This window comes from Fervidobacterium riparium, from assembly GCF_025370035.1.
In the GTDB taxonomy this organism is placed as follows: Bacteria; Thermotogota; Thermotogae; order Thermotogales; family Fervidobacteriaceae; genus Fervidobacterium; species Fervidobacterium gondwanense.
In genome coordinates this window covers 2090657-2116774 of the sequence record NZ_CP009277.1, presented here as the reverse complement: position 1 = coordinate 2116774, position 26118 = coordinate 2090657, and the positions used below count along the sequence as shown (strand labels likewise).

Sequence of the window (26118 nt, the reverse complement as noted above, 5' to 3'; positions counted from 1 at the left end):
AAATTATCTTATAAAGTTTTCACTCGGCATGGCTTCAGTAGAGTACCGAAGCTGTGCTATTTGAAAAACTAATAGTATATTTTTTATCTGTCCGATTTTCCGGGGAATGTTAGTTTGTTGTCAAGTACCCTCATAGTCACTTGTGGCATCCTACGTTCAAGTTAAAGAAGCATATTTTTTAGGAGGCACATACGCCTTTCAACTTGAACTTTGGTTCAACGACGCCGTGCCACCCTAAACGAAATGACACGACCGCGGGCCTCGCCACTTGGCCACTACTCCACTTAACTGGAGATACATTGTAGGCTCTTTCATAAATATTAAGTGCGGCGTTCACATCTGCCTGAGCCTTCCAGCCGCATGAGCATGAGTATAATCCTCTGTGTTTCCGATTAGAGCTCAAAGCTTTTCCACAAACATGACAAGTTATGGAAGTGAATCTCTCATCAACGTTATCATTTACCGAAATACCTACTAAAGCTCCCTTGTACTTAAGCATTTGCACTAGCTTTCTGTAAGGCCAAGCGTGTAGTCTTTGATTGATTTCTTTGCTATAATTAGTGCTTTCTTGAATACCTGCTAACTGTCCTACTGATATTTCCCTAACACCTCTTTTCAAGCACTCTCTTATGAAATGCGATGTAGCTATATGTAGTAGATGCTCAACTTGCCTCTTTTCCTTATGTGCTATTTCTTTCCACCGTCGTGAGTTTCTTTCAAGCTTCGACCTTACTTTATTCCAGTACCTCCTAACAGACTTTATCATTCTCCCGGAATAAAGAATTACAGTCCCATCGTCAAATGCTGCGGCCATTAGAATCGTTTCGCCAATATCCACCGCCGCCCTTCCAACTCCATTGTTTTGCTGTGGCACAGCTTCTACCACCAGACGGGCTTCCATACGCCCGGAATCCTTGTCGTAGATGATAGAAAGCTCACGAACATTCTTATATTCGACGTCGGGACGGTGCGATATTCGAAACGATACCTTCTCAATCCCATCATTGCGTTTCCTACCTAAACTGATAGTTACCTCTTCACCTTTAACAGTAAACCCACTTTGCACGTACTTAATGGGAGATAGTTGTTCTTTTGGTCGGAAAGACGGCGCATCATGTTTCGTTAAACCTTTATTTTTGAGGGTAAAGAATGACTTATATGCTGCACGAACTTCGTCACGAGTAAGTTGCACGGACATAGAATAGTAGCTGTTTGCTCTTGGTAGCTTTCTCAAAATTTTGTTCAGATTCTTCCTTGAAATATCAACAGCTCCGGTCTGCTTTTGCTCCTCCCTTAAGTGCCATAAGAGACCGTTATATACTTTTGTTGCACATCTCATAGCATCTTTCAAGATTTCCTCAGTCTCTTTATCGGCTTGGATCTGAGCTCTTATCGTGATTAGAGGCATTGACCCTCCCCCAGTACAGACAGTGAGGTGCAAAAATCTTTTGCTATCATTATCTGTTTATATTATTATAGCACATTATTAATCTGTAATGGCAATTTGATTGTGTGTTTGAACATCAGAAAATGTCACGGAGACTTTATACCTTAATTTGATTATTCTTGAAGACAGAATTATGTAACAAAAAAAGTGCGAGCATCTTCATACCCGCACCTTAACCAACTTTCTTAGTAGGTACCTACAGGAAGCTCTATGATCGAATGAGAACAATTCCTTAAGACGTTTTTTATTATTTATCCACCACCATCACAATCAAATCATTGACATTCGTTCCCGTAGGTCCGGTTATGAGTAGGTCGCCAGCGACTCTTAGGGCGTTGTATGAATCGTTGTTTTCGAGCATTTGCTCTGGGTTGTAACCGGCGTTTCTGATTTTGGACGCAGTCGTTCCATCCACTATTCCTCCCGCTGCGTCAGTTGGTCCGTCTGTACCGTCAGTTCCGAAGCTGCACAAGGCTATTCCTTCGATTCCATCTATTGCCAGAGCAGATGATAGTGCGAGTTCTTGGTTGCGTCCGCCTTTACCGTTTCCCTTAACATGAACAATCGTTTCTCCGCCGAGGATAACAGCAGCTGGCTTTTTCACAGGGAGGTCGTTTTGTTTTATTTCTTTCGCAATTGCACTTAGAAACCTGCCTGCCTCTTTGGCTTCGCAGTCTAATGTGGTTGTTAGAAGCAATGTGTTGTAGCCGAGTTCTCTTGCTTTTTCCATTGCTCTTTCACATGCAACTTTTACACTTCCGATTATGTGCGTCTCAACATTTGTGAGTTCTTTTGGTGTTTCTTGTTTTAAGGCATTAAGTACTGCACTTGAAACTTGTATATTGTATTTCTCAATTACTTTCAGCGCCATTTCGGTTGTTGTGGAGTCAGGGTATGCAGGACCAGATGCTATTGAATCGAGCCTGTCGCCAAGTACGTCAGAGAGTACAAGGGAGATTACTTTTGCCGGATATACATGCTGGGCAAATCTTCCGCCTTTTACAATTGACAAATGTTTTCGCATTGTGTTTATCTCAACTATATTCGCTCCACTTTTGAGAAGTTGCTGGGTTATTGATTGTATGTCTTGCAGTGTTACGCCCTCTTGTAGTTCTTCGAAGAGTGCTGAACCGCCGCCAGAGACTAAGAAGAGTACGATGTCATCCTCTGAAAGATTGCTTGTTAGTTCAAGCGCTCTTTTTGTCGCGACCAATGTGTTTTCGTCTGGTATCGGGTGTCCAGCTTCGTATATTTCAAAGCCATCTATTGCACCTTCGGAGTGATGGTATTTTGTAATTACTATTCCCTTATCAATTCGTTCTTTTAGCACTTCTTTTGCAGCTTTTGCCATGCGCCAAGCTGCCTTTCCTATTGCGACAACGATGATTCTTCCTTTATCTTTTTGAATATTCAGTTCTTCAAGTTTTTGCCTTACAGCGTTGTCTGGGAGAATATGCTGCAAGGTGTATGAGATGATTTCATTGATGTGTTCTTTTAACTGTGGCATTGTATCGCCTCCTGTTCTATCGTTTACGGGTTATATGAAACATGCTCTGGCATGAAGCCAGAGCATGTATGTTCATTATATATTAAATCACGAAGAGACTTATTATCCATACTGTTATCGCAGCGGTTAAACCTTCAAGGAGCGTTCCAAATGTTTGGAGTTTGTAGCCTGTCTTGACGTCCATTTTTGAGAGCTGGCTTACGACCCAGAAGTAGCTGTCGTTAGCGTGTGAGACGACCATTGAACCAGCTCCGATTGCCACAACCGTGAGTGCTTTGGCAATTGGTGAAACTAAGCCAAGAGGTTCCATCAATGGTGCAAGCAGAGCTGATGTTGTGATGAGTGCAACCGTTGATGAACCTTGCGCAGTTTTTATCGCGGCGGAAATTATAAATGGAAGCCACATGCCGAGGTTTGCTTTTGATAACGATTCACCAATGAGATTTGCTACACCAGAGTTTTGGAGCACTTTACCAAACGCACCACCAGCAGCGGTTATGAGTATTATAACTCCTGCTTGTGTGACCGCCTGTCCAACCCAGCCGCCCATTGAAATCATATCCTTTGTGAGTTTTTTTGGAAGTAGGAAGGAGATTAACACACCTATCATCAAGGCTGTAACTGGATGACCGATGAAGCCAATGAAGTTCTTGAAACCGCCAGTGCCAAATGGGTTTGTCGGGAAGTCTGATACTGATTTGAGGAGAATGAGGATTATCGGCAGAACAATTGGCAGGAATGCCATTGTGCTTTTCGGCGCTTCTTTCATTTTCTGTTCAATTTCTTTTTCGGTCAGTTCAGGTTCTGGGTCAATCTGTATTTTCGATGCATATTTTGTTGCAAATAGCCAACCAACGATAATTGCGGGAACGGCTACTATCATTCCCATCAGTATGGTTAACCCGAGGTCTGCGCCGAGGTTACCAGCAGCTGCAACTGGGCCGGGAGTTGGTGGAACCATGGTGTGAGTTGCGTAGAGACCCAAGCTCAAGGCAATTCCCGTGGTGGCAAGAGAAAGGTTGGCTCTTTTTGTCAATGCTTTGTTCAGTGGTGTTAGAATGACGAATCCAGAATCACAGAAAACCGGTATGGAAACTATGTAACCTATGAGACTCATGGCAAGTGGGACGTTCTTTCGACCAGTTACTTTGAGAACCGATTCTGCCATGGTGAATGCTCCACCAGATTTTTCAAGGAATATACCGATGACAGTTCCTGCAACTATGACTATCCCTATGGAGCTCACTGTTCCGCCAAAACCTTCCGTAATAGATTTGACAATATCGCCCAAGTTCATCTTGGCAAGTAGTCCATACAAGAAAGCCGCAAAGATGAGAGCCAAGAACGGATGCAGTTTCCAGCGCACGGTTGAGTAGACTATGAAGACTATCGAGAGCAGCAGTAAAATAGGTAGCCAAATACTCATACCCTTCCCCCCTTGTAGAAGTGTGGTTGTGGATATTTTATCACTTTTTTGTCAGAAATTGCAAATCGATTAGTTTTAATATAGTGTGAGCTGAAATTGGAAACATTAAATGCTTAAATACTTTGCACAGGGCTCTTGACAAGTAAAGTAACTAATAAAAGTTTTTATTGTAAGTTTTATGGAATATTTTGTTTACTATTTAAAAAAAGTGATATAATAGAACCAAGCTTAGTTCGTTGGGGAGCTGAAGTATGAGGCTGAAACTGGAGTTTGTATCGCCAAAAAGTGTAATACTACCTCAAGGATACACAAAGTACATGCAAGCTATGATATACAACATCTTCAGCAAGAAGCTCAGAGAATTTGTGCATGAAGCCGGATTCAGAAGTGCAAAGAAATTTTCACTGTTTTGTTTCTCTTGGATATTAGAAGAAGGAAGATACATTAAGAAAATAAAAGTTTTTGATTTTGGTAACAAAATTAGTTTTTACATATCATCTCCGGCAAAAGTGTTAATGGAAGATATTTTGAATGGCTTATTCAAGAACGAGCACTTTCGCCTTGGAGAGAACGAATTGTACGTTTCAAGCGTAGTTTCTGTTGAAAAGAATTTCGGAAATTTGGATGCAGTAGAAGTATCCGCTCTAACACCCATTGAAGTTCACAGGACATATGTAGAGAATGGAAGGAACAAGACGATTTACTTCTCGCCATTTGAAAAGGAATTTTCTGAGCTTGTGAACATGAATCTGAGAAATAAATGGAGCGCTTTCTACAGGCAAGAACTGGACAAAAACCTCGAGATAATTCCGCTGTTCGAAAAGGAAACAGCGGAAAGGAGATACAAGAAGGTTGTGTACTACGGATTTGGAAATAAACGTTACATTGTTGAAGGTTGGAAGGGAAAATATCTTCTGAAAGGTGAGCCTGAGGTACTGAGATTCGTATACGATGCGGGACTGGGAAGCAAGAACTCTCAAGGGTTTGGATTCATTGAATAGGGGTGAAAACCGTGCTGAAACAAATGATTCAATTCTCGCACAAACTTAAAGAAAGTGGCTTTTATGATAGTCAAATCAACGATTCAGTTGACAACTTGCTTTACGTTATAGTTCCATTAGAAAACAAGAAGGATGTATACTTTGTCGCTGGTAACAATGTGTACAACGAATTAGTTAAGCACAAAATTACCTCTTGCAAGAGCGTCAACGACGTGGAGGATGCGTTCAAAAAAGTGCTCTTGAACGTTGAGAAGCTCACAAAGAAGCTTCCTGGAGATGATAAGGGAAATAAAAGCATTGGAGGAAATAAAGGAGTAAATTCTTACAACCTTTTCATTTTCAATCTACCCAAAGAAAATATAAAGGAAAAAATCTTAAGAAACTATTCGGAGAAAGGCCTAAGGGATGTATCAAAGGATCTTTCATACTTGCTTTCAAAGGAAATAATAAAAAGTTTGATATTCAGTGAAGAAGAGGCTGAAATAATTGACAAAAAGGTGAGTAGTTTTCTTAATGAACTCCAGACAAAGCTAGGAGAAAAGCAATTCAAAAAAACAGTAGGGCCAAATGCTATTTATGTTGTTTTCGAATCCAGTGAGTTAGTATCGGAAAATATGTATGAAAAATTCTATCAGGAATGGAAAAAGAAGAAGATATTCTCAAAGGAAGACAACAGATATATTCACAAAGGAACATGTCATGTTTGCGGTCAAAGCGGTGTTGAATTATCAATTCCCGGAGTTTTTCACAATATGAATGACAAAAAGCCCTTCATTACCCACCTTGGTAGAAATATATCGCTAAATACTCTTATGTGTAGAGACTGCAGTCTTGAGTTAGCAGACTTCTATATCGGATTCCTCTCAAAGATCAATATCTTCCCACTCTTTGTCAATGAACAGTTGGAAGAAAGAGAAATCAATATACTCAAAAGTCTTTTTAAAGCGGGGGAACGAATAGAAAGAAGTAGGTTTAGAGATATTTTGAAAGAAGCAGCAAAGGAATTTGAATACATTGATTTTTACTTGATTGTACGAGAAGGCGATGACTTTGTATTTTTTGATTATGTGAGTAACTTTAGATACTACTTTGTTGATGAAGTTTCGGTATTTGATATTGAGTCTGAACTTGATATTCTTTTTGATGGCAAGTTGAGAAACAATTATTTTTCTTCGACTGACGAGGGCGATATATTGGCTTACAGATCACAGATATTCGATTTTGTGTATCGAGCAAAATACGAAAGTCTAAACCTTGCTATTATAAACGAGATTTTCTACAATGCACTTAAAAAGAGATTGCGTTCCTTTCTCGAAAGCTCTGGAGAGATTGAGAAAAAGAACAAGAAAGAAAATGAGGAAAGAACAAAATTAGAAGCTATACTCAAGATGTTTGATATATACAAAAGATTAAACCGTGCATTTGGGGGTGATTATATGGAAAAGAGTACTTTGGCAAGGGAAATAATGAATAAAGAAGAACTGGAAAATGACTATGAATTCTACTACTTGTTAGGCAAAATAACGTACTCTCTGCTTTTGCAATCTGAATCGGCAACAAAGACTCACGCACTTGTTGAACCGTTCATAAACGTCTCATCTTCCGCGGTTATGTTAGAACGTGTTGTTGAGCTTTTCAATAAGTACAAACACAAAATCGATATCGATGACTATAAGTTCAACAAAGCTTTTTCTCTTGTTTTGAGCTATTACAATAACAAATTGAGTAAGTCAGATAATCAGCAAGTTAGTAGAGAAAACAAATTCTACTTCTTCGAGGGATATTTCACTACTGCTCGCTCTAATAGAAATAGCGATAAATAACTGAATAATGGGGGGATTAGTATGGCAGATGGAAAGATGTTTACAAATCGCTGTTATGGAATAGTTATTCTTAGGAGCGAAAACAGCAACTGGAATGCAGATTTCACAAAGTATCCAAGAAGGTTGCCAGATGAAAATGGAACAATTTTCGCAACAGATAAGTCACTGAAGTACTCAGTTAGAAAATACTGGGTAGACAACGGACAGAACGTATTTGTCTGGCGAACATTCAGAGATGATGGCAAACCAAGGAACTTAGAAGAAACATACGACTACTGGAAAGAAAGGTTTAATGCTGACAACATCAAAGAGTTCTTTAATAACTTCATAGACGTGAAATTCTTCGGTATAACCTTCGCTGTAAAGGATAATAATCTCTCCATAACCGGTCCTTTGCAAATAAGCTATGGAGTGAATCGATATTTTGTGAACACACCATACGTTGTCGATATAGGTTCGCCGTTTAGAGTGGACAAGGAAAAGGATAACGAGAAAAAAGAATCTTCGCAGACTACCCTTGGAAATGAGATAAAGAATCTGAAATCTTATTACGTATATGACTTCGTGCTGAATCCAAGAAATCTGCCAGAAAAGATAACAATTTCCGATGATGATATCAGATTGATGAAAGAAGCACTGAAAAAGTCTGCCACATACCTGAACTCTGTGTCTAAGATGGGAACAGAAAATGCTTTACTACTGTTTGTAAAGCTCAAAGAAGATTCTGAGCTTGTTTTGCCAACTATGAAAAACATAGTAAAAATTGAAAACGATGAAACATTAGACCTATCAGGTGTTGCAAGCCTGCTTTCTAAGTATACTGAAGGAGACAAATCGGAGATTGAGGAAATTGAAGTTTACTATAACGAAAACATCACCAAAGTTAAAGGGATTCCCAATAATTGGAAAGTATCTGACATACTCTTGTGAGGTGCCATGAAATGAAAGCGTTTTCTTTTGAGATAGCCGGTGATATGGCTTTTTTTAAAAAGAACGATGCAAACAATATAGTTTTGACAACATATAACTTTATCCACAAACCTGCTGTTTTGGGTATTTTCGGAGCAATTCTCGGGCTCGGCGGATATAAACTGTTTGACAACGGTGAAACAAATGAAACTGTGGAATTCTACGATAAACTAAAGAATTTCAATATATCGATTATTCCTTTTTATAGAAAGCCATTGAAAAAGGCGATTGTAAAGTATAATAATTCTAACGGTCTGGCATCAAAAGAAGAAGGTGGAATTCTCCAGGTAACTGAGCAAATAATTGCTGAACCTGTAAGGTACAGGATAGTTGTTCCTGAGCTTGATAGTTTTACGGACGATGAGAGAGAGTTATATTTTGAACTTAAAGAGTCGGTCAGAAAGGAATATTCGAGGTATCCGGTATATCTTGGTAAGAATGAGTTTCTTGCGTATTTCGAGAACTTTGGAGAATTCGAATTGAAGGAAGTAGCAGAATCAGAGGTAATAACAAACTCATTAGTTAGAAAAAATGATGCGGAATTAGTTGAAGAAGAGTTTAGTCTTCTTTCAGTTCCAACTTATAGTACAACAATATTCGAAGAATTACCGGTTGCTTTCGACGAGTTTGGAATATATAAGAAAGACATATTTATGCTGACAGAGAAGAAGATAAAACCACTTAAAAAGGAACATTTCTGGAAGGTGCAAGGTAATGGCACTACCTTTTATATTTTCTAAAAGTGTTGAAAATGCCTATGCACACAGAAAAGATAACCACTTTGAAACATTCTTAGAGCATGTAAAAGAAACTCAGATGTACTTTGATTTGCTTGTCTCAACATACGACATAAGGAGTGTCTTTGCTAAGCTATTTGAGTTTTTCAATGTCGATGCAGAAAAAATGTACAATCTTGTAAGGACAATTGTAGTTTTGCATGATATTGGAAAACTTTCTGTTGAATTCCAAAACGGCTTGAAAAATGGAAAGGTTGAAGCTACTCACAGCGACATCGGGTTTTATACTTTGCTTTCCTTATTTGTAGATTTAAGGCAGCAAAGTAAAATTGATGACCGCGAACTCTTAGTTCTGTCGCTTTTAAGTACAGCTGTACTGAAGCATCACAGCAGTTTGGATGATATAGACATGATATTTGAAAATGCTGAAAAAATCAGTTCTGTACAAAAGGAAAGAGTAAAGTATATCATGAGCTTATTTAATGGCTACAGTGAAACCGAGGCAAATGAACTGATTCAAATGGTCGAAAAAAGGCTACTGGCAAATTTAAAACGCATAGCTAACACAACGGATAACAAAATAAGCGTTAAATTGAATTCCATAGAGATGTTCCTACTCTTCAAGCTCGTGAATTCATTACTGATTACCTCAGATTTCCTTGCCACCGTTGATTTTATGGAAGGCATCCGGTTCGAACCCTCGGTTATAACAAACAACCTAGTTAGCAGAATAGAAAGCAAGATTCAGGACGAAACAATTAGCTTTAATCGAAGTATAGACGAGCAATTTGAGAACTTAATTCGGACGAGTCATGAGGAAGTAGCTAACATAAACCATCTGAGAAGTGTGATTACAGCAAAGGTGGAAGAAAAATTCTTAAAAAGTAACAAAAACGTGTTTTTCGTTGAGATACCAACAGGTGGTGGCAAGACGAACATATCACTGCGGCTGATAAGGTCATTACTAAAAAGTGGCGAAATGCCAAAAAAGGTTTTCTACGTGCTTCCGTTTATTAACATAATAGAACAAACTTTTGATTATTTCTCCAAGTTTGTTCCACATGAAGCAATTAGCAGATTCGACAGCGGATTCGTTGATACACGAAAAGATGAAGATTCAAAGTCAAGTTTCTCCGTAGAGCCTTATGAAACCGAGCTTAAATACTACTACAACACCATTTTCTTGAATTTTCCGTTTGTTTTTACAACACACGTTGGGTTTTTCGATGCGTTTTTTAGAAACAGTAAATCCGAGAATTTCAATTTTTATCAGTTAGCCAACAGCGTGGTTGTGCTCGATGAAATACAAGCTTACAATCCAAAATACTGGAATGCACTGTCTAAGCTCTTTTTCAGTCTAGCAAAATACTTCAACACAAAGGTAATTGTCATGAGTGCAACACTGCCAAGCCTCCAGGAGTTTGTGGAAGATAGTGAAGAAATCTTTGATGACCTAACACCACCTAAGGAGTTTACTTCGCATGTGTTGTTTAAGCGAACGGATATCGAATGGTTAGACACAGACAAGTCAAACCTGACTGAATTTGTCGTTAAAAAAATGCTGGAAGGGAGATACAGAAAAGGCTTAGTCGTCTTTAACACAATAAAAGATTCTTTATCATTCTATAGAAGTTTGAACGAACTTTTCGGAGATTCAGCCGAGATACTTCTACTGAACTCAACAATCCCATACTTGAGAAAGAAGAAAATTATAGAACACATAAAAGCTTACGATGACGAACACCCGTTGATATTGGTATCCACACAAGCAGTAGAAGCTGGTGTCGACTTGGACTTTGACATAGGCTTTCGTGCATTTGCGCTTCTTGATTCAATTATTCAAGTAGCCGGACGCGTTAATAGAAATGGTAAAAAAGCTGTTGCAAAACTTTACGTATTCAATGACGAGAGTTGGAGTTACGTGTATAAGGGAGATCCAAGAACAAAAATACTAAAAGATAATCTGAAAGACTTCACTTCTAAGGAAGTCAACATAGACAGTTTTTACGATAAAACCATAGAGTTGCTGAAAAAGCAGTTAAGACATATTGTCGTTCACGATGTATTCGATGAAGTCACAGCATTGAAATTTAAGACTGTAGACGAGAAAGTAAAACTAATAGATGGTGACTCGCTACAACTCTTCATACCATTTGATATTAGCGTAGAAGAACTATCTCAGTTCCCCTCGATACTACTTTTGGCTCGTAAGTACAATGTACTAACTGAAAAAGACGAAATAATATCAGGAAAGTTGGTTTGGAAGACTTTCCAATCTCATTCTATAGATTTCAAACAAGCAAAAGAGTTTTCAAAACTGCTAAATTTGTTCCTGGTATCTCTGTTCAACTATAAGGTTAATGGTAAGAAATGTTTGAGAGATTTACTGAAAGACGAGCTCGAAAGTGGATTTTACTATGCTGAAGACTATAAATCTTACTATGCTGATGACACGGGTCTAGATGTCGAAAAATTTGTAAACAAAAAACTTTCCTCGGAGTATGATTTCATATGACAGGTTCTTTAATACAGGCCTATTTGGTTTGTAATAGACAAGCGTGGTTGTTAGCACATCAGATTATCGGAGAACAAGATAATGACTTAATGAGCATAGGGCGCGTAGTAGATGAAGAGTCATACGCCAGAAGCAGGAAAAAAATAATTCTTGACTCAGGTATCATTGACGTGGTTTCTGCAGATAAGGGAAATGAGTTTATAGTTGAAGTGAAAAAATCATCGAGAATGCTAAAAAGTGCCGAGTTACAGTTGCTTCTTTACATGAGAGAAGCTAAGATAAAATACGGCGAAATTAGGATTCCTAAAGAGAAGAAAGTAATACGTGTCGAACTATCCGATGAAAAAATAAAAGAGCTCGAGACCATAGAAAGAGAAATTGAAGAACTGATAAAAAGTGAAAAGCCGCCAAAACCTGAGAGGAAAAGTTACTGCAGCACTTGCTCGTTTGAACTTCTTTGCTGGAGTTGATATTGTGAAAGAAACGATATACATTTTCTCTTCTGGGGAACTTATGAGAAAAGACAATTCGCTTTTCTTCGTAACGGAACAGGGTGAGAAAAAACACATCCCCGTTGAAAACGTCAAAGAAATTATGGTATTCGGAGAGATTAATCTAAACAAAAAGCTCTTAGAATTCTTATCGCAAAAGGAAATAATTCTTTCCGTATTTAATTATTACGGTTTTTACATGGGCAGTTTCTATCCAAGAACCCACAACAATTCTGGGTTTATAATACTGAAACAGGCAGAACATTACCTTGACTATGGAAAAAGATTGGTATTAGCAAGGAAACTGGTTGAAGGGGCAATAAAGAACGAGCTGACGGTAATGAAATACTACAACAGACGTGGTAGAGAGCTTTCTGAACATATATCTAGACTAGAAAGCAGGCTTTTGGAATTAAATGATTGTAGCGATATCCCAAGACTGATGCAAAAGGAAGCAGATGCAAAGAAATACTACTATGATTCTTTCAACATAATAATAAACTCTGAGGATTTTGAGTTTAAAAAGAGGACAAAACGTCCTCCGAAAGACAAACTCAATGCATTGATAAGTTTTTCCAATTCACTTATTTATAGCATAACTTTAAGGGAGATATACAGTACGCATTTAGACCCAAGAATAGGATTTCTTCACGAAACAAATTTCAGACGCTTTTCGTTGAACTTGGATATATCTGAGATATTTAAACCAATAATAGGAGATAGAGCAATATTCCAAGTTGTGAACAAAGGGATTTTGAAAGATAGTGATTTTGACGAATTAGGCGAAAAAACTTATTTGAGTGACAAAGGTAAAATGAAATTCTTAGAGGTACTAGAGCAGAAGTTAAACGAAACGATAAAGCCTAAAAAACTAGGGAAACAAGTGAGCTATAGAACACTGATTAGGATGGAGCTATACAAAATAGAAAAACACATAATGGGCGAAGAAGATTATGAACCTTTTATAATGGAGTGGTAAAATTGTTCGTGATTTTATTCTACGATATTGCTGAAAAAAGAGTATCCAAAGCACTGAAAATATGTAGGAAATATCTGATATGGGTACAAAACTCAGTTTTTGAAGGGGAAATAAGCGAAGGCAACCTTGTTAAGTTAAAATCTGAACTGAACAGACTTATAGAAGATGAAGATTCAGTTGTTATCTATGAATTTAAACAGATGTACTACAGCAATCGAGAAGTTCTCGGAAAAGATAAAAGACAGGACATTAAGTTCATCTAGTTTTTTCTGTCGAAGAGAGATAAAGTATAGAGCGCTGGGGTTAGACAGAATATGTTGAAAGAAGATTTTAGTAGGTGTCAAATATGAATTAATTTTTTCTAAAAAGAAAGGACATTCTCAAAATCAGCGTTTCGTATTTTAACTTAAAATTACATAATCAATACATTTCTATGTAAAAAGATGGTTTTGACAGTACCTTGGAGGAATTGAAATAAAAATTGACTTACCATTGTTGAGCCGTTGTTTCTAGTTTTGACAGTACCTTGGAGGAATTGAAATAGCTTGAAGATGTGGTTGAAAATGCGTTGTATCTTATTGTTTTGACAGTACCTTGGAGGAATTGAAATTTTAGCACAAAAAATCGGTCTTGAGCATATTAGCATCATGAGTTTTGACAGTACCTTGGAGGAATTGAAATATGTAACGAAACTTGTACCGTTGCGGGCACGTTGTGAGTTTTGACAGTACCTTGGAGGAATTGAAATGTGCTACCCGGTCCGAGATATAACCGAAAACTATTGTTTTGACAGTACCTTGGAGGAATTGAAATATGGCATGATGTTACAACGCTTAAATGAACTTTACGCAGGTTTTGACAGTACCTTGGAGGAATTGAAATCACGAAACACTCCAAGATGCCAATCCAGCGATATAGTTTTGACAGTACCTTGGAGGAATTGAAATCTTGGTGAACACACGTTTGAAATTGAGCAAGCTGGGTTTTGACAGTACCTTGGAGGAATTGAAATGAGCGCTTAATTCAGTTTCAACACGGATTTTTGCTGAGCGATGCGAGTTTTGACAGTACCTTGGAGGAATTGAAATTATCCATTATACATTATACCATCAGCTTCATTCCAATCGTGTTTTGACAGTACCTTGGAGGAATTGAAATATTACAGAGCCGAGCTGTGCGAATTTATCTACAAGGTTTTGACAGTACCTTGGAGGAATTGAAATGTCTCCAAACTAAAACTTTTATCCGATATATCTATTCGTTTTGACAGTACCTTGGAGGAATTGAAATACCGCTGACCAGCCTACGCTTACTATTTTGAACATCGTTTTGACAGTACCTTGGAGGAATTGAAATTCTGTTTTGCCCACGAGCACAGGACTTGCAAACCTCTCGTTTTGACAGTACCTTGGAGGAATTGAAATTCCAACACATACACGTTATCATCCATCAACCCTATCTTCAGTTTTGACAGTACCTTGGAGGAATTGAAATAGCAGTATTTGATGAATTTAAAAGTGCAGTTGAAGGTTTTGACAGTACCTTGGAGGAATTGAAATACGCTTAAGTTTTCCAAAGGCAACTTGGCATAACTCAGTTTTGACAGTACCTTGGAGGAATTGAAATAAGATCGCCAAAGCTGCAGCGGTTTGTGCTAATATTTGTTTTGACAGTACCTTGGAGGAATTGAAATACGAACGATTTAATCCAACCGCTAATTGTATCAACCGGTTTTGACAGTACCTTGGAGGAATTGAAATAACTGAAGAAGGGTGAGGTGATATTATGGAAGAAAAAGGTTTTGACAGTACCTTGGAGGAATTGAAATTATAGTTTTACACTTGCTTAAAAAAATAGCACCTGCTAGTTTTGACAGTACCTTGGAGGAATTGAAATACACCAGCTTTTGTAACCTTTTTCCAACAACTACCTTGTTTTGACAGTACCTTGGAGGAATTGAAATCCTGTCCACACATCTCTGAGTAGTGTGTCCATCGTCGTTTTGACAGTACCTTGGAGGAATTGAAATATCGATAAATCTGTTGCGTTAGCGAAAGGAGAATACGCGTTTTGACAGTACCTTGGAGGAATTGAAATACAAGCCGCACGTGAGGGTAACTGGCAGGCGAGTGCGGTTTTGACAGTACCTTGGAGGAATTGAAATAAAGATTATGCCGAGATGATGGAACGGTTAATTGAACGTTTTGACAGTACCTTGGAGGAATTGAAATAATATTTGGTGGTCGTGTTGGTGCTACACTTTACAAAATGTTTTGACAGTACCTTGGAGGAATTGAAATCTGGTGGAAACAAAAGCCCTACCACCCCTTCATTGTGTTTTGACAGTACCTTGGAGGAATTGAAATCTTGAAGAAGCAACGCTGATTTTAGCAAGTTTGGATAAGTTTTGACAGTACCTTGGAGGAATTGAAATTCTTATCTTTGCTTTTCATGCAAACCGCAAAACCAAACGTTTTGACAGTACCTTGGAGGAATTGAAATCGTTGTTCGCAATTTGTCAGGTTTGTATGCCTTATTTCAGTTTTGACAGTACCTTGGAGGAATTGAAATACAACTTTGTTCTTGTGAAACCAAACCCATGCACTTTGTTTTGACAGTACCTTGGAGGAATTGAAATACATATTCATCATATAATCCTTTGTTTTTTTTCAACCGTTTTGACAGTACCTTGGAGGAATTGAAATTATCAACCACCCGCCAGCTTTTGTCTAATTCTTTCTATCAGTTTTGACAGTACCTTGGAGGAATTGAAATTCTGGTATGTTCACCCCACCCCGTGCACCCTGCAACAGTTTTGACAGTACCTTGGAGGAATTGAAATAACGATGAACAAGAGAGCGATAACTTGGAAAAGGTGTTGTTTTGACAGTACCTTGGAGGAATTGAAATACCGACTTTGCTACCAAAATTTGTGGATTTGATACAGTATTGTTTTGACAGTACCTTGGAGGAATTGAAATTAAATTGAGTGTAGAATTAGCAAATGTTTATGGCGTGTTTTGACAGTACCTTGGAGGAATTGAAATAAAATTCTTTCAAGTTCTCCTAACGTTGTTTGTTTATCTGTTTTGACAGTACCTTGGAGGAATTGAAATATCTTTTCAGCCCTAATAGTCCCGCGTTGGTAACCGTTTTGACAGTACCTTGGAGGAATTGAAATTACGATGGCTTTGGTACATATTCGACTATGCCATTCCAAGTTTTGACAGTACCTTGGAGGAATTGAAATAATCTCATCCCGGGGTATGCTTGGACGAAAATGTATTGTTTTGACAGTACCTTGGAGGAATTGAAATAACAACGTTATCTGCTCGGAATTAGTTGCGAGAATACTAGGTTTTGACAGTACCTTGGAGGAATTGAAATTTGTACAAAAGCGGTGCGGAAAAGCTTTCGCAATTATTCGTTTTGACAGTACCTTGGAGGAATTGAAATATTGCAAGTATACGACGAATTCCCACACGGCGATTATTAGTTTTGACAGTACCTTGGAGGAATTGAAATGTTGTTGTTGTGCTAATTCCTTCCATCTGCTTTTGTGTTTTGACAGTACCTTGGAGGAATTGAAATACACGAACGCACAAAACACCGTAAAAACTGTAAACGACCAGTTTTGACAGTACCTTGGAGGAATTGAAATGACTTAGTAGCAGACGAAACGGATGACCAACAGGCAGGTTTTGACAGTACCTTGGAGGAATTGAAATGAGAGAATGCGGACTTTTGGTATCGGTGAATAATCTACATGTTTTGACAGTACCTTGGAGGAATTGAAATTCTATGCCAAGAATATCAATGGCAACCTTGTAATAGGTTTTGACAGTACCTTGGAGGAATTGAAATTGGTTTCCAGACACGCAAGCGAGTATTTTGCCTTTGAAAGTTTTGACAGTACCTTGGAGGAATTGAAATGGTATATTCTGCGATAGGAGGTGAGTGCGTGAATTAGTTTTGACAGTACCTTGGAGGAATTGAAATATTGTAACGTCGCTTGGAACTGCTATTACCCCATTGCGTTTTGACAGTACCTTGGAGGAATTGAAATTTACAACGACGCATTTTGTATAGCAGGCGGAACCAAGTTTTGACAGTACCTTGGAGGAATTGAAATAAATCAAAAGAGGAGGTGTAAGTATGTACAGTTACACAAGTTTTGACAGTACCTTGGAGGAATTGAAATGAGATTAAACCAACCGTAAACGCCCTGCCGTATATATAGTTTTGACAGTACCTTGGAGGAATTGAAATTCGGTCAGCGCAACCAAAACCGCATCTGGCAAAAGGTTTTGACAGTACCTTGGAGGAATTGAAATCGAGGAAGAAAAAGACGGTATGACGTACAAAATATGTTTTGACAGTACCTTGGAGGAATTGAAATGCTCATGGATGTACTTGTTGACGTACTTATCGATTTGGTTTTGACAGTACCTTGGAGGAATTGAAATTATAAACAGGTGGTTTTGAAAAACAGATTTGTTCGAGCGTTTTGACAGTACCTTGGAGGAATTGAAATATAGGATAACTTACTGGTAAGCCTTCTTCCAAAACGAGTTTTGACAGTACCTTGGAGGAATTGAAATTGCGTAATTGTTGCTCAGGAAACAATCGCACCAAACCATCGTTTTGACAGTACCTTGGAGGAATTGAAATAGCGATGGGATTTCCAAGCAAAATTGATGAAAATGGTAAGTTTTGACAGTACCTTGGAGGAATTGAAATTACCTAGCTGGCAACAATACCATGTACTGATAACCTGGTTTTGACAGTACCTTGGAGGAATTGAAATGGTTACGTATTGGAGCGACCTTGCAACGACCTCGAATTTGGTTTTGACAGTACCTTGGAGGAATTGAAATAAGTTTTATACATTCAATAAACTCTGCAAGCAGGTAGGTTTTGACAGTACCTTGGAGGAATTGAAATAACGCTTCGTAAAACACTTCCATAAACATCAAGTCGTCCAGTTTTGACAGTACCTTGGAGGAATTGAAATAATAATGTTTCAAACGCAGAACTTGTGCAATATCAGTTTTGACAGTACCTTGGAGGAATTGAAATCCTTTTTTAAGTGAGGTGGTAATTACGGCAAGGATAATGTTTTGACAGTACCTTGGAGGAATTGAAATAGTCGCATTTAAGACGGGCATTGAGTGAGAAAATGCCTGGTTTTGACAGTACCTTGGAGGAATTGAAATAGCACTGCCAAACTTAAAAATTGCAATCGAATACGAGTTTTGACAGTACCTTGGAGGAATTGAAATCTTTCTGGAGCTAACGCATAATCGCCTGTTAATGTAGTTTTGACAGTACCTTGGAGGAATTGAAATAACTCGTGGACCGCCAATATGCTATTCGGAAAGTATTTGTTTTGACAGTACCTTGGAGGAATTGAAATAGAGCTTGGTGATGCAATCAAAAAAATCATTCAAGAGTTTTGACAGTACCTTGGAGGAATTGAAATAGTGCAACATCACTATCGGCAAGCAGGTTCTCTCCGTTTTGACAGTACCTTGGAGGAATTGAAATATATATACCGCCTGAAACAGCCTCGGACAATTATTAGTTTTGACAGTACCTTGGAGGAATTGAAATACAGAAGAGATAGGCTATGAGCAAAGAACAATCTTAGTTTTGACAGTACCTTGGAGGAATTGAAATATTGCTTTTTGGTTTGATAACATTCTTTGTAATTCCTGTTTTGACAGTACCTTGGAGGAATTGAAATATCCAACTTCTCTTAATATTTCATTCATCTTTTGCATGTTTTGACAGTACCTTGGAGGAATTGAAATTCTAATTCAAACATGCCCCTTTTGCCCGTTTTACGGTTTTGACAGTACCTTGGAGGAATTGAAATAGTTTTTGACCGATGTTGCTTATATCCATTGTAAAGTTTTGACAGTACCTTGGAGGAATTGAAATAAATTTGTATAAATGCATTCTTCTACTCGGTCTTTCGTTTTGACAGTACCTTGGAGGAATTGAAATTCACAACAAGCCAATCTTTGTAATCCCCCTTCACAAACGTTTTGACAGTACCTTGGAGGAATTGAAATTATTCTACAACCGTGGCTTTTGAGTATCCCCAAGCTTCTGGTTTTGACAGTACCTTGGAGGAATTGAAATATTTTTTTATTCTTATTTCCTTTTATTTTGTAGTAAGTTTTGACAGTACCTTGGAGGAATTGAAATGGTAAGTGTTGGGCTTGGCGGTGCGGATACTAAAGAAAAAGTTTTGACAGTACCTTGGAGGAATTGAAATTTTGGTTCGTTATGCGATTTGAGTTCTATAATCGCTTCGTGTTTTGACAGTACCTTGGAGGAATTGAAATCTTATCGAACTGCTGGACGAATTCGAACCTGATAAAGTTTTGACAGTACCTTGGAGGAATTGAAATCTTCTGCAACAAATCGTTTCCCAAGAGAGATTGGCGCAAGTTTTGACAGTACCTTGGAGGAATTGAAATAGTTGCCTGGAAGCGTTATGTTTCCACCACACGCCATATGTTTTGACAGTACCTTGGAGGAATTGAAATGATAGATTTCGTGTGTGGAGCAAAAATCCAGAAGACCCGTGTTTTGACAGTACCTTGGAGGAATTGAAATTATCTTTCTGGTGCAAAATCCAATACTTCTTTTTTGTTTTGACAGTACCTTGGAGGAATTGAAATTTTTGTTGTATAATATTTTTGAAGACTGCTTTTTAAGTAGCTGTTTTAAAAAATCTTGGATTATCTGTCCCAGAAAGGAACGGTGAAGAGATTTGAAAATTTTCGCTTTGGATACATCAACACCAAGAGTTGTTGCGTGTTATGTGGACGATGAAAAGAAGATTTTTGTTGAGCTCGAGACAAAGGCAAAGCACGGGATTCAGGTTTCGCAGGTTGTTGAAAAGATGGCTGAGGTAGATTTTGCCAATCTGAATATAGTCGGAATCGGTATAGGTCCTGGTGGGCTTACGGGGTTGCGTGTTGGGATTTCGTTTGCCTACGGGCTTGGAATTGGCAATAAGTTTGTTCAGATTAGTTCGTTGAAACTGATAGCGCTGAATGGGCTGTTCTATAATGGATACATCGCTGTTGTTAGAAAGGCAAGGGAAGGGTATTTGTACAGTGCTCTGTATAAGCCGGAGAATGGGAAGCTTGATGAGATTGTGTCACCGTTCATAGAAACGGTTGATTTGATAAATGAACGATATCGAGAATTCAGCCCAAAGCTTTTCCTTGGCGATGGGGCGGAGTTTTTCGAGAGCGATGTTAAGTTGAATAAGTTCGAGTTGAGTGAATTGAGTTTGCCTACAGCAAGGAATTTGTATCTTTTGGCATGCGAAGAAATTGAAAATGAGCGATTTGTAAACGATATTGAGCCTTTGTATCTGCAAAAGAGCATCGCTGAACTTAATTTTGAGAAGAGGAAGAAGGAAGGGAGCGTTTAAGCTCCCTTCTTTTATTTTTCTTGCCATTCTTCTCTTAGAAGTCCCATAACTACTATGTCGTGGTATTGTCCTTCTCTGAATATTTCTTTTCTCAGCACACCTTCGGTTTTGAATCCAACTTTTTCGTACACGCGGATTCCACGTTTGTTGAATGAATAGGTGTGAAGTCTTATTTTGTTTATGTTCATTTCTTTGAATATGAATCGTATGAGTACTTCCATCGCATCCGTTCCATATCCTTTGTTATGGTACTGCGAACCAAGAAAGATTCCTATTTCAGCAACGGAGTTTTTCCAGTCTACTGTGTTAACCCCGCAGCCACCTATGTATTCATTCGTATCTTTGAGCAGTATTGCGAATGAATATGTTCCATTCCCAAATGGATTGAGCGAGCTGTACCATTTTTCTTCGTCTTCTATTCTTAGCGGGAATGGTATACCAGGTGTGAGGTATTTTTTAACTTCCCAGTCGTTTATCATCTCCCGTGCTTTTTCTAAGTATTCTTTCTTGTACTCTACCAATTTCACAAGTTTTCCTTCAAGCATAGTATTCCCTCCTATTCCCCCTTACTATGTTTTGGAAAAAATGTTAAAATATTGATGTAAATTTTAATCTCTTCACCGACTTTTGTCAACCTATAGCTTTTCAAAGAGGTGGTATTGTGACAGGTCATGCAGGTCACTCGGGCCAGAATCTGTTTGGCAATGTAAAGTTAACCCCTATGATGAAGCAATATCTTGAAATAAAAGAGAAATACAAGGATTCCATCCTGCTCTTCCGCCTCGGGGATTTTTATGAGGCGTTTTTCGATGATGCCCTGACTGTTTCTAAGGTGCTTAATATTGTCCTTACAAAGCGCCAGGATGCCCCTATGGCAGGCATTCCTTATCATGCTTTGGATAATTATTTGAAAAAGCTCGTGGACAGCGGCTACAAGGTCGCTATATGCGAGCAGATGGAAGACCCAGCGTTGGCTAAGGGTATTGTGAAGCGTGAGGTAACGCGCGTCATTACACCCGGAACAATTATCGAAGATGAGTTGCTTTCAACGAGCAACAACTACATGATGTCGGTTTATGAATCAAAATCCGGAGAGATATATACTGTCTTGGCAGATACTTCAACAGGCGATGTTGTCGTTAAGGCTTTTGACAGCCTAGATGATTTAATCGATTTTGTAAATACCCACGAAATCACGCAGGTTATATGCCCGGAGAGCATGTATCCACAGTTGAGGGATAAGATAAAGGTTTTTATTGACCGGCTCGATGATTGGTATTATACGAATACAATCGATGCGATAAAGGAAGCGTACAATGTTTTTTCAATCGACCATTTTGAGCTTGGCGATGCGCATTATCCGTTTGGAGCTTTAGTGAAGTATTTGAATTACACAATCAATAAACAGGCGAAGTTGAGGTTTCCAAGGACGCTCGACGAGTCGAAATATATGATTCTCGATTCGACAACAATCGAGAATCTGTCGCTTGTTCCCGGAGAACGGGGGAAGAATTTGTACGATGTGCTGAACAAGACAAAGACGCCTATGGGTTCGAGACTTTTGAAGTGGGTTATTCTACATCCTTTGAAGGATAGAAGAGAGATAGAGAAACGGCTCGATATGGTGAGTGCGTTTTTGGAAGATAAGCTGTTGATGAATGAGGTAAGAGAGTATCTCGATGGCGTCTACGATCTGGAGAGGATAATAAACAGGATACAATACGACAGCGCAAAGCCGAAGGATTTGATAAGCCTGAGGCTCACGCTCGAGGTTATAGAACCTCTGCGTGATGCGCTGGCAAGTAACGACGAGCTTTCAAAATTGCTTGAGGATTTGCCAGATTTAAGTGTTGTAAAAGAGAAGATTCAAAGTGCGATGTACGATGAGATAGAAGGTGAGCTTGGAGAAGGAAAGATAATCAAGGAAGGGGTTTCAAAAGAGCTCGATGAGTACCGCGAGCTTTTGTACCATTCAAATGAGAAGTTGAAGGATTTTGAAGAAATTGAGAGGGCAAAGACGGGAATTCAGAAGCTGAAAGTTGGCTTCAACAATGTTTTTGGTTATTACATAGAGATTCCGAAAGGACAGGTGAAAAATGCTCCGGAGCACTACACAAGGCTCCAGACACTCGTGAACGCCGAAAGGTACACAACGCCGGAATTGAAAGAATTCGAAAACAAAATCATGGCTGCAAAGCAGAAGGTTGAGGCTCTCGAGAAGGCGTTGTTTGAGAATCTGTGCAATGAGATAAAGGTCTACACTGAGCAGTTGCAAAAAGTTGCCGAGACGCTTAGCTGGATAGATATTTACACTACATTTGCATACGTTTCAAGTCTGTACGGATACGCAAGGCCCGTGCTTTCAGATGGCGAGCTTGAGATATTGCAGGGCAGGCATCCTGTTGTTGAGAGGTTTGTGGACAGCTTTGTGCCGAATGATACGTATATGGATAACAGGCTCAGGATGTTCATATTGACAGGTCCGAATATGAGCGGAAAGAGTACGTACATCAGGCAAGTTGGGTTGATTGCGCTAATGGCGCAGATTGGCTGTTTTGTGCCGGCAAGTTTTGCGAAGATACCTGTTTTCGACAGGATTTTCACGCGCATGGGCGCAAGGGACGATATTTCAACAGGAAAGAGTACTTTCCTGACAGAGATGAGCGAGGTTGCACTGATTCTTTCGAAAGCAACGGAGAGGAGCCTCGTTTTGCTCGATGAGGTTGGAAGGGGGACAAGTACGTTCGATGGTATTAGTATCGCATGGTCTATGAGTGAGTACATATATAACGAGGTGAAGTGCAAGACCTTATTTGCAACGCATTTTACTGAGTTGACAGAACTTGCTAATGCGTACGATGGGATAAAGAACCTTACAGTTGATGTAAAAGAGACAGCAGATGGTGTCATCTTCCTGCACAGGGTAATCGAAGGAGTAGCAGACAGGAGCTATGGGATAGAGGTAGCGGCCATCGCGGGACTGCCGCAGAGTATAGTCGATAGGGCGAGGGAGATATTGAATATAATCGTTGAGAAGAGTGATATAGAGAAGAAGGTTGGAATTTTGAAGGAAGGGCAGATGAAGAAGATAAAATCGACGAAAAAAACTGTCCCGGAGGGACAGTTGAGAATGTTTTAACTATCAGCGGAGCTAAAGGGGGATGGGAGTTATTTTTTATCAGTAGAATATTCTCTTTGGGTATTCTTCTTTTTGTCTGACTTTGTTGAAGGAGCTCACAGGGACTAAGTAGCCAACGATTCTCAGGTATTCGTCTGTTTTCTTTCCACCGCACGTTGGGCATTTTTCTCCATAGAATGCGTGCCCGTGTTGGCATACGCTGATTTTCTGGTTGAATGCGAAGTACACAACACCCATCTGAGCTACTAAGTTAACCATGTTCCAAGCTTCTTCTTCGCTTCTGAACGGTGAGTCTATGTTTATATGCAGTATCGCCCCGCCTGAAACTTTCTTGTCGAATATTCCTGAGTATTTTATTCTATTGAGCATGTCGGTGTTTGTCGTTAGTGGCAACCATTGGTTAGAGTAGAGTATGTAGTTTATTCCATATAAGATTTTATCCTTCTGTGCAAACGTAACAGCCGCCTTTTCTGCAGGGACTTGCTCGATGTTATATGTAAAGCCGTATTTTTCAAATGCCTCGTCGTTAAGTTTTCTTATCTCATCGAGCAGAGTGGCTACAAACTCTTCGCCTTCTTGAGTGTACTTCACGCCATCGATGTCAACTGTTGTTAGTCCAAGAATTTCCATCGCTTCATATACACCGTTGATTCCCACCGTTCCGTACTGCCTGTTGAGATCCATCAAGCCAAGGTTGTAAAGCGGCAGGACGCCCTGCTGAATCCTTTCCTGGATTATGTTCCTTATTGCTGCCAAGGATTTTTGTACGACTCTGACTTTTTCCCTCAATTTTTCCAAGAATTGCTCTTTGTTTTTCGCTTCGAGCGCTATTCTTGGAAGGTTGAGCGTTACGACTTTGAATGACCCGATGTTCAAGTCAGAACCACCTATGGAATTGACCATTCCAGAGAGCTTGTCCGGTCCCATTTTGAATTTTATTTCACGAGTTGAGCTCGTGAGCCTGCAGCAAGAAGCTACGGCATCGATGCTGTCTGAGATGTACCAGTTTGTGTCCTGCCATTTCAAGTTCACTTTGTTTATGAACCTCGCGCTGTCTTCGTCGATGAATTTTCCATCTTTGTAGAGCAGCGATGCAGTTAAGACTGGGAATGTGAACATCTGCTTTTCTCTTTCTTCGCTTATCCACTGCCAGTATTCTTTTTGGAGTGCGATTATGTCCTCTACATAGTCAGTAATCAGCGTGCCATCGGGATATGTTTCGCCATTGAATATAGACTTTATGTAATTTCTATCAAGGTATGTGAAGTTCGTGTACGGAGACTGCGTACCCCTAATTGGTTGGTTGATTGAGTATGTGAATATCTGGAACATCTGATACAGATATTCTTTCTCTTGCCCTTTTGGTATTACTCCAGATCCGATGTCCTTTTTGTAGTAGTACGCAAGCCAGACGAAGAAATCGGGCAGTCCAACAGCGCCTGATTGTTGGTTCGATGCGAACATGACAAACTGGATAACGTGCTGTATGTATGAGGACAGGTGCTTTGCTGGGACGGATTTTATGCTGTCGATGAAGAACAAGCCCTTCTCGACAATGGGCCTGAGCGAGTAGGCATAGCAGTACGGCTCGAATGCTGAGTGGTGCGCATCGTGAAGATACACGTCGCCATACAATTCGTACCTCAGAAATTTTCTTGCGTCCTCTTTGCCAAAGAGCGACTTCATGCGCTGGTATATGTAATAAAGCGAGTAGAGTTTCGACCAGGGTTTTACTACCTCGTTGAAGTATGTATATACATTCGTGCTCCTAACGTTTGCGTTGGCATCTATCGTAGAGCTGAGTATTCCATTGTTGAAGAAGTGTTCAGTGAATCTTACTATATCAAGCTGCCAGTCAATGCCTTCTAAACCAAGAAAAACTTCGGGAACTTGAGAAATCTCTTCCACGAAATCATTTTCGAAGTTGAAAACTTTGAGAATATCAACTAACTTTGACATACCTTGTCCCCCTTGCACTAATAATTTGCAATATCTGGATAAGTTGTTCTTTATTTAAGTAAAGCTGGTTTGCCGAAGCTGGAAATCCGTTTCTGTGATATTTGTGGTTGTACCTTCCGAGTACGAATTCATCGAAATAGCTCAGCGGTATGTTCATGTTAAGCAGTTCTTTCGGCGTCCTCCAAGAGTACACGATTACGACGACTTTGTCGCCAAATGTTTCTTTAACTTCTTTAGCGAGTAAATAACAATATCTTCTGTTCCTGAACGACAGTGGCTCACCGCCAAGTAACGCCAAGCTGACTTTTTCGTACGTTTTAAGCAGTGTTTGAAGTTTTGAAATGACGTGCTCTTTGAGACTTTCAAAGTCAACGGAAAAATCTTCGTTGAATTCCCACGTCTCAGGATTGTGGCAGCCTGCGCATTTTGGAAAAGCATCACAGCCTTGGAAATATACGCTGACGGAAGGCAATTCTGGATGGTCGCCGTACAGTACCCTCACGACTCGCAAAAGAGGTTTTTCAAATATCATACTCATTCCCCCACAAACTCAAAAAGGTGCTTAAATAGGATATTTAACGCATTATATTGGATATTTTTAGGATTGTACACAATATATAGTACATCAACGGAAAACTTTTGTCAAATTAAAAGGGTGGGGAATTCAAA

General features: G+C 39.2%; 16 protein-coding genes and 1 CRISPR repeat array. Of the genes, 10 read left to right on the top strand and 6 right to left on the bottom strand.

Annotated features, from left to right (window positions below; genetic code table 11):
- Positions 1-178: 178 nt before the first annotated feature.
- The 3 genes from IB67_RS10150 to IB67_RS10140 all read right to left on the bottom strand — a co-directional run bounded on the left by IB67_RS10150 (position 179) and on the right by IB67_RS10140 (position 4380).
- Complete coding sequence (locus tag IB67_RS10150) at positions 179-1408, bottom strand: RNA-guided endonuclease InsQ/TnpB family protein (protein ID WP_498875312.1); 1230 nt, start codon at positions 1406-1408, stop codon at positions 179-181.
- 286 nt (positions 1409-1694) lie between these two features.
- Positions 1695-2954, bottom strand: a complete 1260-nt coding sequence (locus IB67_RS10145) for a glycerate kinase type-2 family protein (protein WP_339747221.1) — start codon at positions 2952-2954, stop codon at positions 1695-1697.
- Between the two features lie 82 nt (positions 2955-3036).
- Positions 3037-4380 (bottom strand): GntP family permease, encoded by a 1344-nt coding sequence (locus IB67_RS10140; protein WP_339747218.1) that lies wholly within the window; start codon positions 4378-4380, stop codon positions 3037-3039.
- Between the two features lie 251 nt (positions 4381-4631).
- Between IB67_RS10140 and cas6 the strand changes: the two genes are divergently transcribed.
- The 9 genes from cas6 to tsaB all read left to right on the top strand — a co-directional run bounded on the left by cas6 (position 4632) and on the right by tsaB (position 20351).
- Positions 4632-5381: a CRISPR-associated endoribonuclease Cas6 gene (gene cas6 / locus IB67_RS10135; RefSeq protein ID WP_339747215.1), complete on the top strand. Its 750-nt coding sequence runs from the start codon at positions 4632-4634 to the stop codon at positions 5379-5381.
- Positions 5382-5392: 11 nt separating this feature from the next.
- Entirely contained in the window at positions 5393-7204 is a 1812-nt protein-coding gene (locus tag IB67_RS10130) for a hypothetical protein (protein WP_339747212.1), read from the top strand.
- Between the two features lie 21 nt (positions 7205-7225).
- Positions 7226-8134: a type I CRISPR-associated protein Cas7 gene (locus tag IB67_RS10125; protein ID WP_339747209.1), complete on the top strand. Its 909-nt coding sequence runs from the start codon at positions 7226-7228 to the stop codon at positions 8132-8134.
- 11 nt (positions 8135-8145) lie between these two features.
- Positions 8146-8913 (top strand): CRISPR-associated protein Cas5, encoded by a 768-nt coding sequence (cas5, locus tag IB67_RS10120; RefSeq protein ID WP_339747206.1) that lies wholly within the window; start codon positions 8146-8148, stop codon positions 8911-8913.
- Positions 8888-11425: a CRISPR-associated helicase Cas3' gene (cas3, locus tag IB67_RS10115; RefSeq protein WP_498875311.1), complete on the top strand. Its 2538-nt coding sequence runs from the start codon at positions 8888-8890 to the stop codon at positions 11423-11425. Before cas5 ends, cas3 begins: the two co-directional genes overlap by 26 nt.
- Positions 11422-11895, top strand: coding sequence for a CRISPR-associated protein Cas4 (gene cas4 / locus IB67_RS10110; protein WP_339747200.1), 474 nt, complete (start codon positions 11422-11424; stop codon positions 11893-11895). The genes cas3 and cas4 overlap by 4 nt, the downstream gene beginning before the upstream one ends.
- Before the next feature lie 4 nt (positions 11896-11899).
- Positions 11900-12895 carry a type I-B CRISPR-associated endonuclease Cas1b gene (cas1b, locus tag IB67_RS10105; protein ID WP_339747197.1) on the top strand — a complete coding sequence of 332 codons (996 nt, stop codon included), beginning with the start codon at positions 11900-11902 and terminating at the stop codon, positions 12893-12895.
- Between the two features lie 8 nt (positions 12896-12903).
- A complete protein-coding gene (cas2, locus tag IB67_RS10100; protein ID WP_434223578.1) occupies positions 12904-13158 on the top strand; it encodes a CRISPR-associated endonuclease Cas2 in 255 nt (84 codons plus the stop codon).
- Between the two features lie 183 nt (positions 13159-13341).
- Positions 13342-19587: direct repeats of the CRISPR family, unit length 30 nt; unit sequence GTTTTGACAGTACCTTGGAGGAATTGAAAT.
- A gap of 92 nt (positions 19588-19679) precedes the next feature.
- Positions 19680-20351 carry a tRNA (adenosine(37)-N6)-threonylcarbamoyltransferase complex dimerization subunit type 1 TsaB gene (tsaB, locus tag IB67_RS10095; protein WP_339747191.1) on the top strand — a complete coding sequence of 224 codons (672 nt, stop codon included), beginning with the start codon at positions 19680-19682 and terminating at the stop codon, positions 20349-20351.
- An 11-nt stretch (positions 20352-20362) separates the two neighbouring features.
- On the opposite strand, the gene IB67_RS10090 is transcribed toward tsaB, so the two are convergent.
- Entirely contained in the window at positions 20363-20896 is a 534-nt protein-coding gene (locus IB67_RS10090; protein WP_072760328.1) for a GNAT family N-acetyltransferase, read from the bottom strand.
- Between the two features lie 176 nt (positions 20897-21072).
- On the opposite strand from IB67_RS10090, the gene mutS reads away from it, so the two are divergent.
- Positions 21073-23490, top strand: a complete 2418-nt coding sequence (mutS, locus tag IB67_RS10085) for a DNA mismatch repair protein MutS (RefSeq protein ID WP_072760391.1) — start codon at positions 21073-21075, stop codon at positions 23488-23490.
- A 39-nt stretch (positions 23491-23529) separates the two neighbouring features.
- Here mutS and IB67_RS10080 read toward each other — a convergent pair whose 3' ends face one another.
- The gene (locus tag IB67_RS10080; protein WP_072760326.1) at positions 23530-25449 is read right to left on the bottom strand and encodes an anaerobic ribonucleoside-triphosphate reductase; all 1920 of its coding nucleotides are present in this window, start codon (positions 25447-25449) and stop codon (positions 23530-23532) included.
- Positions 25433-25981, bottom strand: coding sequence for a 4Fe-4S cluster-binding domain-containing protein (locus tag IB67_RS10075; RefSeq protein ID WP_339747186.1), 549 nt, complete (start codon positions 25979-25981; stop codon positions 25433-25435). The genes IB67_RS10080 and IB67_RS10075 overlap by 17 nt, the downstream gene beginning before the upstream one ends.
- Positions 25982-26118 lie beyond the last annotated feature (137 nt).

Bases quoted from the DNA above. Each gene is read 5' to 3' on its own strand.
- IB67_RS10150 (WP_498875312.1), bottom strand. From the start codon at position 1,408: ATGCCTCTAATCACGATAAGAGCTCAGATCCAAGCCGATAAAGAGACT.
- IB67_RS10090 (WP_072760328.1), bottom strand. From the start codon at position 20,896: ATGCTTGAAGGAAAACTTGTGAAATTGGTAGAGTACAAGAAAGAATAC.
- IB67_RS10145 (WP_339747221.1), bottom strand. From the start codon at position 2,954: ATGCCACAGTTAAAAGAACACATCAATGAAATCATCTCATACACCTTG.
- IB67_RS10125 (WP_339747209.1), top strand. From the start codon at position 7,226: ATGGCAGATGGAAAGATGTTTACAAATCGCTGTTATGGAATAGTTATT.
- IB67_RS10075 (WP_339747186.1), bottom strand. From the start codon at position 25,981: ATGATATTTGAAAAACCTCTTTTGCGAGTCGTGAGGGTACTGTACGGC.
- mutS (WP_072760391.1), top strand. From the start codon at position 21,073: ATGATGAAGCAATATCTTGAAATAAAAGAGAAATACAAGGATTCCATC.
- IB67_RS10140 (WP_339747218.1), bottom strand. From the start codon at position 4,380: ATGAGTATTTGGCTACCTATTTTACTGCTGCTCTCGATAGTCTTCATA.
- cas3 (WP_498875311.1), top strand. From the start codon at position 8,888: ATGGCACTACCTTTTATATTTTCTAAAAGTGTTGAAAATGCCTATGCA.
- cas5 (WP_339747206.1), top strand. From the start codon at position 8,146: ATGAAAGCGTTTTCTTTTGAGATAGCCGGTGATATGGCTTTTTTTAAA.
- cas6 (WP_339747215.1), top strand. From the start codon at position 4,632: ATGAGGCTGAAACTGGAGTTTGTATCGCCAAAAAGTGTAATACTACCT.
- cas4 (WP_339747200.1), top strand. From the start codon at position 11,422: ATGACAGGTTCTTTAATACAGGCCTATTTGGTTTGTAATAGACAAGCG.
- IB67_RS10080 (WP_072760326.1), bottom strand. From the start codon at position 25,449: ATGTCAAAGTTAGTTGATATTCTCAAAGTTTTCAACTTCGAAAATGAT.